This is a genomic window from Chitinophaga sp. (assembly GCF_019236475.1).
Lineage (GTDB): Bacteria > Bacteroidota > Bacteroidia > Chitinophagales > Chitinophagaceae > Chitinophaga.
In genome coordinates this window covers 415,090-433,836 of record NZ_JAFAIX010000003.1, presented here as the reverse complement: position 1 = coordinate 433,836, position 18,747 = coordinate 415,090, and the positions used below count along the sequence as shown (strand labels likewise).

Here is an 18,747-nt window from a genome sequence, read left to right as displayed (position 1 = left end):
ATTAGGCCTTGGCGGCTGCCTTCTGGAAGCCCTGACGTTGCATATTTCCCCAAGTACTACGTTTCCCAGTTAAGAAATAGAAATATCCTTTTAAGGAAAAAATAGTAATCAGTGGATGATAGAACAGGAACTCCAGGAACGGCATCATACACAAGGACAATACTTCTCTGACTGTTTTATAATAACGGAAACTCAACTGATCCCATAATATTGCCATGGTAGAGATCATCACTGCATAAGTATATACGAATATGAGCAGCATGATCGCGTAAGGCCAGTTGATATATCCGGATACTGCCAGGATAATATAGACGATGATCCCTGAGAGTTCTATTAAAGGAGCCAGTACCTCAAAGAAGAAATTATAGGGAAATACAACCATACCGAAACGGCCATAGCGGGGGCGCAGAAACACATGGAAATGTGCCTTGATAAGCTGTGCCAATCCACGGGCCCAACGGGTGCGCTGCCTACCAAAGATCTGCAAAGTAGCAGGTCCTTCTGTCCAGCAGAGCGTACGGGGAATATAGCGTACAGCATAATCTATTCTATTGTCTTTACAGAAGATGCACATCCTCGTCAGTAACTCCATATCTTCCCCAAATGAGCTGTGGTCATAGCCGCCACTTTTAATGGCGATCTCTTTATCAAACAATCCGAGTCCACCGGATACATTTGGAACACAATTCAAATAGGTCCATCCCATTTTACCCAGTACGAAGGAGCGGATATATTCCACTTCCTGGAAACGGGGCAGAAATTTTCTAGGAGGACGCATGCGGGTCATTACGCCTTCATCAAATTCACTAGAGTTAGCAATACGAAGGGTGGCGCCAATGGCGATCAATCTTCTCTTTCCTTCTTGGAGTACAGGTTTGATCAGTTCCAACAAGGTATCCTTGTGGAGTACACAATCCACGTCTGTACAAAGGAAATAATTGAAGGAAGCGATGTTGATACCTGCATTGGTAGCATCCGCCTTACTCTTGCCATTTACTTTGTCGATCACCACAAGATTGGAGTAGGCCAGATCTCGGGATTTAAATATCTGTCGGACTGGTTGCGTCCTGATTTTTTCATTATAAGCAAAATCCACTGCCACCATATCAAACTCCTGGATCAGTTGTTCCAGGGTATTATCCGTGCTACCATCGTTGATGATAACAATTTCGAAGCGCGGATAATTGACGGTTAAGAGGGATCTTACGTTGGCGATAATTGTCAGACCTTCATTATAAGCGGGTGCCAGGATGGTAATACCTGGCGCCATAGGAGAACCAGCCAATACATCCAGTTGTTTCTGGGTGGTACGACTCAGGTATCTCCGGATGGCCACCAGTGAAAGGATGGCCAACAAGGCGTATACGAGGATTAAAGTTAACCCATATACGAAAATAGCAGACTCATAGAACCGAAGTATGACGTCGGTGATGGTATCCATTAATACTTAATTAGGGGGTTCATACAGTGTTTTAAAATCAACAGGTCCTGGCCGCTGGTAGTTGCGAGCAGTTCCTCCAGTACTTCACGGGCTTTTCCGCTGTTTCTTGCGATGGAGCGGGCCGCCGCTTTACGTAAATCGAATTCTGTAGCATGCAGGAATTCATTGCGTAAGAAGTCCACATATTTTCCGCTGTTGATACGGCCAAGGGCTTTCAGAATTTCTACCTGGCAAAACAGTGGTTGTGTGGTATATAGTTGCGCAAATTTATCTTCCGCTTCTTTAATTCTCAGTTTACCCAAAGCATTGATCGCATCGCCACGGAGATAGTGATCTCTGTTGTCCAGCAGTTTGATGATAGCTGGAACAGCGGCAATTTGGTTGTAATGTACTACCAGCTTCAAACAGAAAGAGACCACACTCTTATTGGAAGAATAGGTGATCCACCTGGCGAAGTTAGGAATGGAGATATCCTCTGTAGTGGTAATGATACGGAAGAGTTCCACCTGGTCCCAAGGGAGTAGGGGATCTGTTACCGAATCAAAGAATTTAAAAGGCTCGTTTTTACTGAGTTTGATGTAGGCTTGTCTGGCGGCAGCTCTCAACTCACGGTTACGACTATTGGCCAATGGTAGCAAGGTAACGTCTGAAATAGGCAGTTCAAGACTGACATACTCCGAAAGGGCGCGTACCTTGTGATCCCATCTTGGGGATTTCAACTTGCGTGCTGCATCTTTGTCCAAATCCAGTTGTAAGTAAAGGTTGCGGAGTAAAGCGCCGGAATTACCTTTTACATTGCTGCGGAAGTGAATAATGCGTTCTGTGAGCGCCGTTCTTGCCCAGCGTTTCTGCAAGGGCAATTGTTCAAATGCCATAGTGGGGATGTCAATCTTAGACGGATGTACATCTTGGGGAATATCAGGATTAGCCAATATTTCATTGATCAATAGATCATCTATCTTGGGCATTAGCTTCTGCAACTGTTTGGCCCTTCTGTGCGAACGGTATCGAGAACGTAAGATAACCAGGTAGGCAGTCACTGTAGCAGAAACTGCAATTACAATAAACACCATGGCTATCTGAATAGCCAATGGCGCATTTGTATAAAAATACCTGATCTCTTGCCAGATATCGGAAATAGTTGTGTTCAATTTTCTGAATTTACTTCTTCATTAATAAGCGCTTTACGCGAATTATCAGTTCTGCAGGAATGATCGGCTTTTTAAGGAAGTCGTCCACCCCCAGTTTAAAGCCCTCCATAATCATATCCTCATTCCCTGCATTGGATACAATGATTACAGGAATGGGATTTTCTCTGTCATGGCTTTTCACCTTGCTTAGAATCTCAAAACCGTTTGCGTAGGGCATCATGATGTCTGTAATGATCAGATCATACTGGTAATTGTTCTCCTCCAGCATTTGCATAGCTTCTTTACCGTTCACGGCAATATCTACCTGATATTCCGGTTCAGGCAAGATGCGAGCAATAATCTTTGGCATTACTTCATCATCCTCTACTAACAATATTTTACTCATTGTGGCTTTTTTAACCGGAGATAACAAAAGATATATATCCTTGTTCACTTCCGGTAGTTCAGAATTGGATTACTATTCGGTAGGCTCCTTCAGGGGATAGTGAATGGTTAAAATTGGTTTTCTAACAAAAATGACTAAACAGGGTCTTCACAATAAAGAAAATGATAAAACTTATTATTTATATATACGTTAATATATACGATCAAGAGCTGACTATTGTTTCACTGACAAACCGCCTATTTCTCAGGGGGAGTTAAACACACATGGTATATCCGTTGAATATGAGCAACTTTTGATATTTTTTTCAAAATTATAGAATAATCCTGAATTGCCTATCTTTCTACCCAGAAATTATTCATTTTATATAGCGAAGATTGTTAATATGAAGATCTCACTGGTAAACAGATTATACATCGGTTTCGTACTGGTAGTGGTTTTGGTAGTACTCGGCGGATATCTCACCCTGAGATCATTCCAGCAACAAAAAGCGGAATCCCGCTGGGTACAACATACCTACAAAGTGCTCAACCAAGTGGAACGCGTGAACCGCCTTGTGCTGGACATGGCCGCCTCTCGCCGTGGCTTCAGAAGTACCTTCGAGAAAAGATTTCTTTCGCCCTACGAGGTTGACCTCCCTAAAATTGGCCCCGCGATAACTGTACTTCGTACGCTCGTTTCCGATAGTCCGACGGAAGAGCGAATGATCGATACCCTGGAAAACAATATCAACGAAGTGCTTAGTTTCTGGAATGCCAATGATCATCGCATCTGGAAACAGACCTTCGAAGAAAATGCCCAGATAACAGATCAGGAAGTAAACCTCCTGAATGATATCCGGTCTATCATCATCGTCATACGAAATGAAGAACAAAGACTACTCATCTCCCGCGAAGCGGAAAATGAAAGCTCCGCCACCAAGTCAAAGAGCATCCTCATTTTAAATAACATTTTTATCCTCGCTGTCGGATTCGTATTAATCAGGATCACTTACCGGGAGTTTAAAAGAAGACAACTAGTACAGCAATCACTGAATCACAAATTACAGGAGGTCGTTGAACTCAATAATCAGGCCAATCAGCGAAACTGGAAGCTCGTAGGGTTGGATCAACTCAATACCAACCTACAAGGAATCATAGATGTAAAGCAGCTAGCAGAGAAGTGTTTGAAGGAATTAGTCACCTACGGTCAGTTTGCCGCTGGAGCATTTTATACACTGGATGAGAAAAATCATCAACTACGTTTAGCCGCTGCCGTTGCCATGCCTTCGAATACGCCCAACAGCCTCTCCATAGGAGAAGGCCTACTGGGACAAACTGCCCTGGAAAAGGAAATCCGTGTCTATTCTGATTTGCCGGAAGACTACTGGAAGATCCAATCTGCTTCGGGTTCAGGGAATCCGAAACAGCTTTTGTTGATCCCGCTTCGTATGGATAGCGAACTAACAGGTATCATTGAACTGGCTTCTTTCAAGGAAGTTGCCACGGTACAGTTAGAACTCCTGCAAACCCAAGCCAGCGATATCGCGGTGGCACTCAATGCTGCGATGAGCAGGGAAAAAGTATTGGAACTGCTCCAACAGGTGCAGGAACAAAGAGAAGTACTGTTAAATCAACAAGAAGAATTACGCCAGTCCAATGATGAGTTGAGTCGCCAATCAGAGGTGCTCCAGGCTTCCGAAGAGGAATTACGCGTGCAGGAAGAGGAACTCCGACAGGTGAACGCGGAAATGTTGGTGAAAAATAAAGCCCTGGAAGTGGCCAGGGAAGCCCTTGCGGCAAAAGCCACAGAACTGGAAGCCAGCAGCCGATATAAATCTGATTTCCTCGCGAATATGTCGCACGAACTGAGAACTCCCTTGAACAGTGTGCTCATTCTCGCAAAAATGCTGGAGGAAAATAAAGACCAGAACCTCACCCGCCGCCAAATAGAATACGCTGGTATCATTCATAAATCGGGCTCCGATCTCTTGCGCCTCATCAATGATATCTTGGACCTTTCCAAAATTGAGGCGGGAAAAGTAGACTTACATATTGAAGACGCGCCAGTAGCTGGTATTCAGCAGGATGTATTCGATTTATTCAATTATGTAGCGCAACAGAAAAATATCCGCTTCATCGAGAAAATAGGACTGGATGTACCAACGGTCATACGGACGGATCGTCAACGACTGGAACAAGTGATTCGTAATCTACTCTCCAATGCGTTTAAATTCACGCCGGAGAAAGGTACGGTTAGTATCATATGGGAAATGGAAGGCGAAAATATTCGTGTAACCGTTACCGATACTGGTATGGGTATTCCGGAAGATAAACAACAACTGATCTTCGAAGCATTCCAACAAGCGGATGGCTCTACCAGTCGTAGATTCGGCGGTACGGGCCTGGGATTGTCTATCTCCCGCCAGATTATGTTGTTACTACAAGGCCAAATCCACCTAGACACCAGTACGGAAGAAGGCAGCAGTTTCTCCATTACCTTCCCACCTAATATTGATATTTCCCTGCCTGCCAGGAAAGCTATTCGTACGTTCACCCCTTCTACGGCTCCGGTAATGCCGGCTGTAATGCCAGAAGATGATCGGGGGAATATTGCGCATAATGATAAGCTGATCCTGATTATTGAAGATGAAGCCTGGTTTGCGGATACACTCCGCGATGTGGCCCGCAGGAAGGGATTCAAGACTATTCTCGCCCATAATGGCCAGGATGGACTCATACTGGCAAGGCAGTATAAACCGGTAGCTATCATATTGGATATGAATCTCCCAGTGATTGATGGCGAAAGCATCCTCAAAATTATTCGTAGCACGGAGGAACTCAATGATACCCTGGTACATGTTGTCTCCGCGGCTGAAATTTCTGCCAATACCGCTAGTAACATCAACGGATATACGCAGAAACCACTACAACAACCTGACCTAGACCAGATATTCCTGGATATCAGCCAGCAATTACACTCCCGACTGAAAAAAGTATTGCTCATAGCGGAAGGGAAGCTGGCACAAGACCCAGATATCCGATTCAAAACAGAGCAACGCAATATGGAAACCTGGTACGACCAGGTGGCTTCTGTGGAAGATGCCAAAGAATACCTGGCTGCCAGCAAATATGATGGCGTTATCATAGAACTAGGCCATGATATGGAACATTCCATGGTGGGCCTGCAACAGCTTGCTGAATTAACCGCCCACAGTGCCACACCGGTCATTGCCTACCTGGATAAAGATATCAGCATGGCGGAAGAAGCCCAGTTGAAAAAATATGCCGCGGCTATCGTGAGAAGCTCGGCACTGGCCACAGACCGACTCCTAGATGAATTGGAACTGTTCCTCTATAAACTGGAAAAAGTAGAACCAGGGAAATTGGAAACCATGAAGGGTATCCAGGATATGGAAAATATCATGGACGGAAAAATTATCCTGCTGGTAGATGACGATATGCGCAATGTATTCTCCATCAGTGCGTTGCTGGAAAGCCAGGGCGTACACGTATTAGCGGCCGCAGACGGTCAGGAAGCGATAGATATGCTCGATGAACATCCTGATACCGATCTTGTTTTAATGGATATTATGATGCCCGGCATGAACGGTTATGATGCGATGATTAATATTCGTAAGGACAAACGTTTTTCCCAATTGCCTATCATTGCGCTGACAGCCAAAGCGATGGCGGAAGACAGACAAAAAACAATAGAGGCGGGCGCTTCTGATTATATCACCAAACCGGTAGACGGGATCAAACTGCTTTCATTAATCCGCGTATGGTTGTCTTAACAATTTTATGGTAGAAGAGATCAGTAATACAGAACTCCAGGAGTTAATATTCATTATCCAGCACCAGTACGGCTACGATTTCAGCGATTATGCGCAAGCTTCCCTGAAACGCCGCTTTATCCGGTTCATGGGGCATGCTCAGTTGGAAAAACTGGCAGAACTGAAATTGCAGTTGCAGACAGATCCAGATTTTTTTAAAAAAATGGTGGAATATATCACCGTAAACGTAACAGAAATGTTCCGTGACCCGCAGTTTTATCAACTGCTACGAGATGATGTGTTACCCCGATTAGCCACCTATCCCATCATTAAAATATGGCATGCCGGATGCGCAACGGGAGAAGAGGTCTACTCCATGGCAATTATGTTACAAGAAGCCGGTTTGCTGGAAAGAAGTCGTATATACGCCACCGATATGAATGCAGCCAACTTAGAGAAGGCCAATACTGGGATTGTTCCGCTACGATGGATGAAAGACTATACCCATAATTATATCCAATCAGGAGGGCTCCACGATTTTTCCGACTATTACACCGCACGATACGATAGTGCTATCATCAACCCGGCATTACGTCGGAATATCATTTTCTTTCAACATAATCTGGTCACAGATCACGTATTTAATGAGTTTCAGCTTATCTGCTGCAGGAATGTATTTATTTACTTCAACCGGACACTACAGGAAAGAGTTGTAACACTTTTTTATGATAGCTTGGCCCCAAGAGGATATCTTGCACTTGGTATGAAAGAATCATTGTTATTTAGCAAAGAGAGAAAGAAATTTGAGGTAGTAAACGGTCCGAATAAAATTTTTAGACGTAAATATTAGTTCTTGCATTCATCAACCAGATTTGATATTATCGCAATTGGCGGATCTGCTGGAAGCTTGTCCGTAGTAGCGCGACTGCTGAAAGCATTGCCTGGGGAGATGGACACCCCGGTGGTGCTCATCATGCACCGACTGAAGAACGTCAGTAGTGAGTTAAATCGGTTACTGGCTTTTGGCCGGCCCATCCAGGAGCCGGAAGATAAGGAACGGATGAAGGCAGGACATATTTACTTGGCGCCTCAGAACTATCACCTGCTCTTGGAAGCGGATGGCACTTTTTCGTTGGATTATTCAGAGCTCGTGCATTATAGTAGACCGGCCATTGATGAAAGCTTTTACAGTATTGCAGATGCATACGGAAAACGGGCCTTGGGAATATTACTGAGTGGCGCCAATGCTGATGGCGCAGAAGGACTGGCACGAATTGTGAAGAATGGCGGCGCCGGAATCGTGCAAGACCCAATGGAAGCGGAGTTTAGAATAATGCCGCAGGCAGCCATAGACATGTCTGCCGATATCAAAATCATGAAAACGGATGAAATCATTAGTTTCATCAAAGATCAATACCATACCAAGTAAATCGAGAATGAAATGACGGAACCTTCCAAAAAAATTACCATCTTACTCGTGGATGATAAGCAGGAAAACCTGCTGTCGCTGGAAGACATGCTACAAGCCCCCGACAGGATATTCCTCAAAGCCTCATCCGGAAATGAGGCGCTGAAAATGGCCCTGAAACACAACGATATCGGTCTTATTATGCTGGATGTTCAAATGGGAGATATGGATGGCTATGAAGTGGCGCGTCTCCTTAAAACAAATCCCCGTACTAAGGACATTTCCATCATCTTTGTGACGGCTATCAACAAAGAGGAGCAGTACGTTTTGAAAGGCTTTAAAGAGGGAGCGGTGGACTATCTATCCAAACCCCTGGACGTGGATATTACCCGCGCCAAAGTGAATGTATTTGAAAAGTTATACTGCTATCAGAATGAACTGAAAGTAGCCCTCCAGGAAAAAGAGAAAATCAACAAACAGTTGGAACGCTTCATGTACGTGGTGGCCCACGACCTGAAGTCCCCGCTCAACGGGGCAATCGGCCTATTGACGCTCATCAGCGAAGATGAAAGAATCAAAAAAGAGCCAGACCTGAATGAGTACATGGACATTGTTCTGAATGCCACGAATCACCTTACGGGTATGATTACCAGCGTGCTAGACTATACCCTGAAAAATGATGAGGCTGCTCCTAAAGAAATAGTAGATGTACAACAGTTGCTACAACAATTAACGCTTTTGCTGTTCCTGCCTAAAAATGTGCAAGTCCAATATGATACAGCACTACCTACGCTGTTTACCAATAAATTAAAGCTGCAACAGGTATTTCAGAACTTGATCGCCAATGCTATCAAACACAACGATAAGGAAAAGGTGGTCATTAATATTGGTGGTCAGGACTCTTCAGCCAGGGAAGACTTCTACGAATTTTATGTGGAGGACAACGGACCTGGGATTGCCTCTCGTGATACAGATAGGATTTTCAAACTGTTTGAGAAAGGGGATGGCGGTACAGGCAGTGGGATCGGCCTGAATATTTTTAAAATGTTGGTAGAAGAGCAGGGCGGAAAGGTTTGGGTAGACTCGAAACCCGGTGAGGGCAGCCGTTTCTACTTTCAATGGAGTAGGAACTAACCCTACTTTTTCTCAAAAATCCATAATCTACCACTTACTTGTTGGTTCAACACCGGCAGGCAGGTGACGTAATAGGTCATCTCTTCCGGTGATGCAAATCTCCATTCCCAGAAGGTAATGCTATTTTGTTGGGAAGAAAACAGTCGCATAGCTTCCTGGTATATTTCTGCCGCATTGGTGGTTTTGCTGCGTAGTTGCATCATGGCATCTGATAAGATGGCTGGCAACTGTTCGCCAGGGCCGGAAAGGTGCAGCAACTCGGCGGCAGGTTGGTTTACCCAGCCGGAAAAGCCGTCGTTGTTGATGAAAATAAGTGCATGCGGGATGGTATGCATGATGGCAGAATACCTAGAGGCCACTTTCTGAAAATGGCTATGCTGCAAGGAATAGGTAAGGATTTCCTTTAAGCGGAGCCGGATGGTTTCCACGCATTCTTGGAAAGAATGATTAAAGATCATGGGTTCACTCCAGCCCATTAAAATCACACTGGTAGTAGGTTCTGTTGCCAGTGGGATGATAATGGCGGAGGAGAAGGCCTGCAATATATCTTTCAGCGCATGATCTGCAGTAGGAATAGATTGCCAGTAAATTGTCTTGAAACCGTTGCTGTACAGTAGTTTCTTGATAGGTTCCGGATCGAGTATCATGTCGTCCAGGTAAACAGGAGAGGCATTCTTCACCCTGGCGGTAGATTCGTCTTCAAATTCTACTTGCAGCGTAATATTCGTTTGAAATAATGTTTTCAGCAGGTTAATGCTGAAGGTCAGAAAGGAGGAAATATGTTTGTCCTTGTCCCATCTGCTTGTCTGATTAATAAAACTGAGCGCTTTACTTTCCCAACTAGTCACACTTATAGGTTGAAGGATGAAAAAATCTATAAAAAAGAGTGCATGCCGCTGATAACTTCCTCTGGTGCGCTTATTTGCGGGAAATGCCCGGTAGCGTTCACTTTAACCCTTGTGCTGTAAGGGATATTGCTTTCCAGGTATTCGCTGACTACTGCCGGAACGGCAATATCTTCAGCGGTTTGTAGTATCAGTACGGGAATATTTACATCTTTTAATACTTGTCTGTGATCCAGTTGGAATATAGACCTAGCCACTGCTACGGCGATATCCGCACGGATGGTTTGCAATGAGGCGGCAAAAGCGGCGGATAATTCCGGCCGGTTCGGCTGGTTCATTACAAGGGTGGAAAATCCGGCTGCCCATGCATGGAAATTACTCTCCATCGCATCGTACAGGCCATTCAGCGCTGGCTGATCGAACCCGCCGATATAATTTTTCGATGGGTCGTCCAGGTAACGGGGACTGGAACCAATCATCACCAGGCGTTCAAAAATACCTGGATGACGTAGGCTGGTCAGTAAGCCGATCATCCCAGTCACACTATGCCCTACATAGGTGATACCTTTCAAATCCAGTGCGGCAATCATTTCTGCCAGATCTGTCACATAGCCGTCTATGGTGGCATAACGATGGAAACTGAAAGCATTGATATCTGACTTTCCTCCGCCCACATTATCATACAAAACGATTTTGTAATCGTTTGCAAAAGCAGGGATAATATGTTGGAAGGAGGTCTGATCAAGACCAAATCCATGACCAAAAATCAGTGTCTGTGGGGATTCTAGGTTTCCAACGATATGTATATTATGCTTCTGGAAAATATCCATCATGATTATTTTACAGGGTATCGGTTTTTCTCAAAAATCAAATATAAATAATAAACACTTACCTTGCGCCCGAAAAAAAACCGCGCCTGTTGCAGCAGACACGGTCAAATGGACCATACAATTTCTTGTATGCATTTAGTTAACACTAAAATCAGTCTAATATACATTTTTTTATTGTAGAACGAAACCGTTGAACAGAAAGATGGCATTTATTTTCGACATGAACGGTACCATGATCAACGACATGGAGTATCACCTGGAGGGGTGGTATAATAAGCTAAATGAACTGGGAGCCGGCCTCAGTAGGGAAGAAGTAAGGTCACATATGTATGGTAAAAATGAGGAACTACTGGAGAGAATCTTCGGGAAAGGCCATTTTACCGCGGAACAAATGGCTACCTATGCCCGTCAAAAAGAAGAAATTTACCAGGCGGCTTTCCGGCCACACCTGCAACTGATAGCTGGGTTGCCGGTATTCCTGGAAAAAGCTGCTGTTAACCACATTCCCATGGCACTCGGTACGGCTGCGGATAAATTCAATGTGGACTATGTACTGGATAACCTGAACATCCGTCATTATTTCCCGGTTATTATCGGCGCGGAAGATGTAAGTTCCAGTAAGCCTAACCCGGAAGTATTCCTGAAAGCAGCAACAGCACTGGGCGTAGCACCGGAAACCTGCATTGTGTTTGAAGATGCGCCTAAAGGGGTAGAAGCGGCCGCCAATGCGGGTATGAAGGCAGTGGTGATCACTACCATGCATACCCGTAGCGAATTTGATCAATATGATAATATTATTGCATTCATCGAGGATTATAATGATCCGGTGCTGCCATCACTTTTTAAATAATTAGCCGAGGCTGTATCAAAAAGTAAGCAAAGGGATTGACGTCGCAGACGTCAATCCCTTTGCAAATGTGAAAAACAAGACGCTTTTATTTTCGGGATATCCGGAAACATTCCAAAATTTTACTGAAGATCTCCGTATTTTCATATACTCCTCTGAAAAGCTGAGAATTGGGCCCGTATGCGAATACCATAACGGGAATGCCTGTATGATCATTGGTGGCGAAATGTCCGCGCAACCAGCCCTGGCTGATATCTCCATCCATTAAGGCCAGTCCGCTAGTTTCGTGATCAGCAGTGACGATAATAGTGGTTTGTTTGTCTTTATCTGCAAAAGCCATGGCTTCTCCAATTGCATCATCAAAATCTAGCATTTCCCGCACCAGGTAATCTAGGTTGTTGAAATGGCCGCCATGGTCGATGCGAGAGCCTTCTACCATCAAGAAAAAGCCTTTGCCGCTGGCGTTCAGTTGCTGTAATGCCTTTTTCAAAGATTGCTTCAGGTAATCTCCACGGCCCTGTTGCATGGAGTTCACTACTTTATTGCTCAATATCACCAAGGTACGGTTGCCAGTAGTAGGGTTCCACTTCGCGGCATCGGTGATGAGAATACCTTGGGTAGCCAGTGTGTCTCGCCATCTCGCAGTGGTTTCCTGTTCTAACTCTTCTTTTCCTCCGCCAATTGCCAGCGATAGCTTGCTGTCGGCCAGTTGATGAAACAGGGTGCGACTACTATCTCTATCCGCGGTATGTCCGTAAAAAGCGGCAGGCGTAGCGCCTGTAATCTCTTCGGTTACCAGCACGCCGCTCCGAATGCCAGCAGGAGCCAGGATTTCCGGCAGTACAGGAATGGAAACATATGTATTGTCCATGCCTATTTCCCGGTTATTTGTTTTTTTGCCGCTGCCCATGGCAGTACCACCAGCGGCGCTGTCGGTATGGTAGTTATCGGAGGATTGGGTTTTGGAAAGTCCCAGTTGTTTCATCCGAAATATATTCAGATCCCCTTTGTTGGCGGTATAGCCGGCATACATCTGTGCCAACCCCGTACCATCGCCGATGAAGAGGATGACATTTTTCGATTTGATATTGGTCGCATCGCTGGCATAAGTGGGCGTGTAAACAGGATGTATAGGGAGACTGCCAGTCGTCGTGGCGGAAACATTCCTTATAACATCGGAGAAGGCAGCCGGGTGATCGGTACCAATCATATCTACTCCCAGATCCATCAGTTTGTACCAGGCGCTCCTGGTATCTGGCGCGCCCCAGAAGCGGAAAGCGAAGCCCCTGGCGTGTGTACTATCGATAATCTGTTTTACGGCTTTTAAATCCTCTGGTGTGAGGGTGCCTTTCCCATTCCATTTGGAATACTTTTCGAAATCCGTGCTGAGCATGGCTATACGAGCACGCATCTCTGCGGGATAGGTACTATCCGGACGCCCGTCGAAGAAGAACATAGGATCGTATTGCTGCCATTCGCTTACGGGTGGCAGGTTGCCGGAAAGCACAATGCGAACGGCTTTCGGATTAACAGACCGGTCAAAATACTGGCGGTAAGGCAGTAATTGCTGCTGCAAAGCCTTGAGGGTAGGGGCGGCGGCAGTTTTAACATCTATCAATAATTGCAAAGGCGTACCGTCCGTATAGGCCTGACCGTTATTCAGTTCAAACTGGCGTAAAACCGGTTGCAGGTACATGCTGCGAAAGGTGCGGACCGTTTGAATATCCTTGGTATCATGGGCTACATACAATTCTCCGTCTTTCAAATGAATATCTGCTTCGATAGAGCCGAATTGGAGAGACGCGGCTGCGTAGAACGGCGTACTGCGTTCGTAGTCGTTGTGAGAATGTGCTTGCGCCATCGTATAAGTTTTCGTTTGTGCATATACGTTAGCTGCTAGTAGGAAGGCGGGTAGGAAGAAAAGTCGTTTCAATGGAAATGATTGTTAAAGAAAGACCCCTTACCGAAGACTGGCAAGGGGTCCGGTTTAGAAATACAAATCAGTTGTTACCAGCCTTGGTTCTGTTGGATTTTACCGCCACTCGCATCGATTTCGCGTTGTGGTACAGGCCAAACGTTGTGAACAGCCGGATTGAAATTACGAGCAGGCCAAATTACTTTGGTAGGATCGTAACCATGTAAAGGTTTAGCATAAGCAGCTTGCGCATCGCCCCATCTTACCAGGTCGCGGTGACGGTCGGCCCATTCGCCAGCCAGTTCCATTCTTCTTTCATGTTTCAGATTGGTCATGGTAGCGCCAGTGATAGGCGCCAGTCCTGCACGTTGGCGGATCAAATTGATCTCTGCATCTGCGTTCTTACCTTGCATCAGTTTCGCTTCTGCTTTGATCAAAATCACTTCTGCATAACGTAACAGTGGTGGATTTAAAGCTGTCGTAGGGTGGTCACCGTTAGGGCTCAGGTAAGTACCCACTGGATTGGCATAACCAAATGGTTCCATGTACTTACGGAACTGGTAGCCACTGTTACTGTTGGTAGAACTATAAGTTCTGGTATCGCCGAAATATTTGAACTGATCGCCTGGTTGCAGGATAGTAGCGGCTTTGCGAAGGTCGCCTGGTTCGTATTCGTCCACCAGCTCTCTCGTAGGCATGTAATAGCCCCAGCCATTGTATTTACCCCAACCTGTCAGTTCCAGCATTACGCCTGGGAGGATACTTCCCCAGCCGCTGGTACCAGCAGCAGTGCTGTATGCAGACCAGATATATTCAGATGTCCAGTTATTGGCGATGGTGAATACATCCGCGAAATTAGGCAACAGCGCATGTTTGCCACTTAAAATTACAGAATCAGCGTAGCTTTCTGCATTCGCATAATCTTTTTTGTAGAGATATGTTTTTGCCAGATAAGCCAGTGCCGCGGTTCTGTGCGCGTGGCCATAATCTGCCGGTTTATAAGTATCAAAGTTCGGCAGCAGGGAGGCAGCACGTTTCAGATCAGTAATAATGGAATCGTAATTGACGTTCACATTAGCCGCTCTTGGTACTACCGCACCTGGCGTTGGGCTGTATTTGCTGACAATAGGAACACCCGCTTGATCATTTCCATAGTTATATGCCAGTTGATAATACATCAATCCGCTCAGGAAGTAAGCTTCTCCAAGATAGCGTCTTTTCAGATCATCGTTCATCTTGATATTAGGAACGTTCCGCAGTACGTCGTTGGCACGTTTGATAACGATGTAACGCAGCGACCACTGGCCATCCGTATAACTACCACCAATAAACGAAGAGTTAAAGTTTTTGATGTTTTCCGCTTCCGGTTTACCACGACCTACCACCATATCATCGCTGGCGTCAATGAACCAGAAACAGCCACGTCCATAGAAGTTTTCATCATCAAATTGTTCGTACATGGCATTTACGCCACTGGTAGCATCCTGTGAAGTCTGCCAGAAGTTTCCGAGCGACGGAGAACCTTCCGGTACTACGTCCAGCTTTTTGTTGCAGGCAGTGAAGCTAAGTCCTGCCAGTATGGAGAAAGCGTATATTGTCTTTTTCATAAAAATGTCCGGTTAGTATTAGAAATTCAGGTTCAGACCAGCGATAAATCCTCTTGCTTGTGGATAACGGCCCAGGTCAATACCGTAGGTATCCGTACCAACTTCTGGATCCATACCCGTGTATTTGGTAATAGTGAGCAAGTTGTTACCGGTAACGAATACACGTAATTTGTTGATATGGTAACGTCCTGTCAGTTTATCAGGCAGGGTGTAACCCAGTGTAACGTTCTTTACGCGCATGTAGGAACCATCTTCCAGGTACCAATCGGAGGTAGTTCCGAAGTTACCGTTAGGATCAGAGATAGATACTCTTGGAATGTTGGTATTAGTGTTGGTTGGTGTCCAGGCGTTTTTAACATCTGCCAGCAGGTTATAACCCTGACCAGTCACCAATGGTGCTAGGCCAGTGTATTTAAGCGCGTTGAAGATTTTGTTGCCATGAACGCCTTGTACGAAGATGTTGATATCAAAACCTTTGTAGCTACCGTTGAAGGAGAAGCCATAGGTGAATTTAGGGAATGGCGTACCCATGAACTGGCGATCAGAGTTGTTGATTTTACCATCATTGTTGGCGTCAATGAACTTCAGATCTCCTGGTTTTGCATTCGGCTGAATTTTAGTAGTAACGCCGGTTTTAGGATCTGTCCAGGTATAGTTATCAATTTCTTGTTGTGACTGGAAGATGCCTGCTGTTTTCACCAGGTAGTAGGAATACAGTGGTTGTCCTTCTTCGATGCGAATAGGCGTGATGGAGCTACGGATATTGATATTGGAAGTATTGAGTACTCTATCTCCGAGGCCCAGGCTTACCAGTTTATTGTTGACAGTAGCGAGGTTTGCGCTTATGCTGTACTGGAATTCGCTGCCTTGTTTGCTGTTGAAAGTAAGACCCAGTTCGATACCCTTGTCGCGTACATCACCCACGTTCATCCAAGTACCGTTTGGAACGCCATCTGTACTTAATGGTGGTTTCTGACGCAGCATTTTGATGGTATTCTTGATGTAGTAATCTGCTACGAGGTAAATCCTGTTGTCCAGTAAGCCCAGATCCAGACCGAGATTGGTTTGTTTGGACTCAGCCCAGGTAAGATTGGGGTTTGCCAGTGCGGTTTCAGCATATCCATTTCCAACAGTTGGCGTAGCGCCACCATAGGTAGTAGTTTTACCTAATAACGGATTTACCGCACCTGCAGGCAATGAAGCGAGGTTACCAAGTAAACCATTGCTGGCTCTAAGTTTCAGGTAAGAAAGGATTTTATCAGAGATATTATCCTTGATGAAATTTTCGTTGGTCAGTACCCATCCTGCGGAAACAGAATAGTAGTTCTGGTAACGGTTCTGCGGAGCTACCAAGCTGGAACCATCACGTCTGCCCACTAAAGAGAACAGGTATTTCGCTTTATAGTCATAGTTCAGACGAGCAAAGAAAGACTCGAGTGCTGATTTATCTTTTCCACCTAGGAAGCCATTAGGATCAACCGCGGCACCATTTTGTGGGTAACGGTAAGCTGGCCTTTCATCGTTGAAGTTATTGACCAACAGGCTGAAGTAATCGCGACGGTATTGCTGGAAGCTATAACCACCTACCACATTGACATGATGTCCTTGCAGTTGTTTATCATAGGTAAGCGTTTGCTCTGCCAGTACATCGTTAGAATTGCTGTTGGAGAGATAGAGATTGTTGAAGTCAAAAATCTTACCTATTTCCAGGATACGGGAGTTAAAGGTTTTGGTATTATCAAACACCTTATTGATAGCCAGGTTGGATCTGAAAGTCAGGTTAGCAGGGAGCTTTACTTCCACGTAAGGGTTGATCAGGAGGAAGCTCTTTGGATTTTTGCTATCCAGACGTTGCAGATAAGCCACTGGGTTGATTACGTCGCCGTAAGCGCCTGCAAATTTCACAGGAAGGCCGCTGAAGGAGCCATCAGGCTGATAAGGGCTTACGCTTGGCGTATAGTATAAAGCGGTGAGAATAGCGCCAGTATAAGCACTGGTGGTATTAGCGCCGTTACCATTGGAAAATGCATAGGAGAGGTTTTCACCTACTTTCAGCCATGGAGCAACCTGGTGCTCAGTGTTCAGGCGGAAATTATATCTTTCATTGAAAGTGTTTAACAGGATACCTTCCTGTTTGCGATAACCAAAGCCCATGAAGTATTTGGATTTATCGTTACCTCCATTCAGATCAACATTGTATTCCTGCAATTGAGCGGTACGGGTGATTGCATCCATCCAGTCAGTGCGGGTGATATTACCATCGGGATTTTGGGTTGGATCGTAGGCCGGGTTGCGCGTTTTACCAGCGTTATCATACGCTTGGTTCATTACATTGTTGAACTCTGCTGCATTCAGGACTTTCATGGTTTTGTAAACCTTTTGTACCCCGAATTTGGCATCTGCGTTCACGCTCATTCTGCCGGATTTACCTTTCTTGGTAGTAATCAGGATAACACCTCCGGAAGCTCTAGCACCATAGATAGCGGCGGACGCATCTTTCAGTACGGTAATAGACTCGATATCTGCCGGGTTGATTAAACCATTATAGATAGAACCATCTACTACATACAGTGGGTTTTCACCGTTGATACCGCCTGTACCGCGGATATATACTTTAGGAGGAGAGGTGGGGTCGCCGCCTTGGTTCTGTACTACTACGCCTGGTGCTTTACCTTGCATGGCTTCTTCCACACTATTTACAGAGCGGGAGTTCAGTTTGTCCAGTTTTACATCGGTGATAGCAGAGGATATTTTAGTACGACTCTGAGAACCATAACCAACTACGAGTACCTGTCCGAGTTCGCGGCTGTTGGTAGCCATTACAACTTGGAGTGGAGCGCCGTTGTAGGCTACTTCTGTTGTTTTATAACCCACCATGCTCACTGTCAGGATTACTTCTCCCGCTGTGGTAGCATTGATAGCGAAACGTCCGGTAGCGTCAGTGATGGCGCCTTTGCTGGTACCTTTCACCAATACTACAGCGCCTGGCAGCGGACCGTTGGCGTCAGTAACCGTACCAGTTATCTTTTTCTCCTGTTGCAGGGAGTTGTCGGCACTAGCTTGTCCGGCAGGAAAGATAACAATCGTCTGCTGACGCTCTTCATATTTCAGACCAGTGCTATTCAGTAGGTCTGCGAGAATAGCGGCTACCGTTTCATTCTTCCAGGAATGTGGTGCTACCTGAACAGTGGATAAAGCGCGTTGGTCATAAGAAATCCTGACACCCGCCTTCTTTTCCAAAGAGGCAATAGCTTGTGTAAGCGTGCCGTTTTTCACTTCCATACCTGGCACTACATGCTGTAATGCCTGGCTGAATGCCGAAAAGCTTTCTGTGAAAGGGATGGCGGCCAGCAATAGCATTAGCACAGGCTTTACCCTTTTGGGATGTTTGAGGTGGTGACGCAATGATGGTTGCATAGTGTTTGTATTAAAA

Annotated in this window: 13 protein-coding genes; 5 read left to right on the top strand and 8 right to left on the bottom strand. The window is 45.4% G+C overall.

The features are described from left to right. Position 1 precedes the first annotated feature (1 nt). The 3 genes from JO154_RS03965 to JO154_RS03955 are packed head-to-tail and all read right to left on the bottom strand — an operon-like array spanning position 2 to position 2,977. Complete coding sequence (locus tag JO154_RS03965) at positions 2-1,441, bottom strand: glycosyltransferase (protein ID WP_291942007.1); 1,440 nt, start codon at positions 1,439-1,441, stop codon at positions 2-4. Next, entirely contained in the window at positions 1,441-2,592 is a 1,152-nt protein-coding gene (locus JO154_RS03960) for a HEAT repeat domain-containing protein (protein WP_291942005.1), read from the bottom strand. The genes JO154_RS03965 and JO154_RS03960 overlap by 1 nt, the downstream gene beginning before the upstream one ends. Before the next feature lie 10 nt (positions 2,593-2,602). Continuing rightward, positions 2,603-2,977: a response regulator transcription factor gene (locus JO154_RS03955; protein WP_291942003.1), complete on the bottom strand. Its 375-nt coding sequence runs from the start codon at positions 2,975-2,977 to the stop codon at positions 2,603-2,605. 382 nt (positions 2,978-3,359) lie between these two features. Here JO154_RS03955 and JO154_RS03950 point away from each other — a divergent pair, with 382 nt between their 5' ends. From JO154_RS03950 to JO154_RS03935, 4 genes are read left to right on the top strand one after another with little or no spacing between them, the layout of a single operon-like run. Further along, the gene (locus JO154_RS03950) at positions 3,360-6,749 is read left to right on the top strand and encodes a response regulator (RefSeq protein WP_291942002.1); all 3,390 of its coding nucleotides are present in this window, start codon (positions 3,360-3,362) and stop codon (positions 6,747-6,749) included. 7 nt (positions 6,750-6,756) lie between these two features. Further along, a complete protein-coding gene (locus JO154_RS03945; protein ID WP_291942000.1) occupies positions 6,757-7,578 on the top strand; it encodes a protein-glutamate O-methyltransferase CheR in 822 nt (273 codons plus the stop codon). A 3-nt stretch (positions 7,579-7,581) separates the two neighbouring features. Continuing rightward, positions 7,582-8,157 carry a chemotaxis protein CheB gene (locus JO154_RS03940; protein WP_291941998.1) on the top strand — a complete coding sequence of 192 codons (576 nt, stop codon included), beginning with the start codon at positions 7,582-7,584 and terminating at the stop codon, positions 8,155-8,157. A gap of 12 nt (positions 8,158-8,169) precedes the next feature. Further along, positions 8,170-9,270, top strand: a complete 1,101-nt coding sequence (locus JO154_RS03935; protein ID WP_291941997.1) for a hybrid sensor histidine kinase/response regulator — start codon at positions 8,170-8,172, stop codon at positions 9,268-9,270. Positions 9,271-9,272: 2 nt separating this feature from the next. Here the strand turns inward: JO154_RS03935 and JO154_RS03930 are convergent, their stop codons facing one another. Together JO154_RS03930 and JO154_RS03925 are read right to left on the bottom strand one after the other, a co-directional pair. Further along, positions 9,273-10,118, bottom strand: coding sequence for a hypothetical protein (locus JO154_RS03930; protein WP_291941995.1), 846 nt, complete (start codon positions 10,116-10,118; stop codon positions 9,273-9,275). Between the two features lie 26 nt (positions 10,119-10,144). Next, entirely contained in the window at positions 10,145-10,948 is an 804-nt protein-coding gene (locus JO154_RS03925; protein ID WP_291941993.1) for an alpha/beta hydrolase, read from the bottom strand. Positions 10,949-11,147: 199 nt separating this feature from the next. Between JO154_RS03925 and JO154_RS03920 the strand changes: the two genes are divergently transcribed. Then, on the top strand, positions 11,148-11,795 hold the full coding sequence (locus JO154_RS03920) for an HAD family phosphatase (protein WP_291941991.1): 648 nt from the start codon (positions 11,148-11,150) through the stop codon (positions 11,793-11,795). 85 nt (positions 11,796-11,880) lie between these two features. On the opposite strand, the gene JO154_RS03915 is transcribed toward JO154_RS03920, so the two are convergent. The 3 genes from JO154_RS03915 to JO154_RS03905 all read right to left on the bottom strand — a co-directional run bounded on the left by JO154_RS03915 (position 11,881) and on the right by JO154_RS03905 (position 18,731). Continuing rightward, positions 11,881-13,725: an alkaline phosphatase gene (locus JO154_RS03915; RefSeq protein WP_291941990.1), complete on the bottom strand. Its 1,845-nt coding sequence runs from the start codon at positions 13,723-13,725 to the stop codon at positions 11,881-11,883. A 74-nt stretch (positions 13,726-13,799) separates the two neighbouring features. Next, positions 13,800-15,314 carry a RagB/SusD family nutrient uptake outer membrane protein gene (locus JO154_RS03910; RefSeq protein WP_291941988.1) on the bottom strand — a complete coding sequence of 505 codons (1,515 nt, stop codon included), beginning with the start codon at positions 15,312-15,314 and terminating at the stop codon, positions 13,800-13,802. Between the two features lie 18 nt (positions 15,315-15,332). Continuing rightward, positions 15,333-18,731 (bottom strand): TonB-dependent receptor, encoded by a 3,399-nt coding sequence (locus JO154_RS03905; protein ID WP_291941987.1) that lies wholly within the window; start codon positions 18,729-18,731, stop codon positions 15,333-15,335. Between the last annotated feature and the right edge of the window lie 16 nt (positions 18,732-18,747).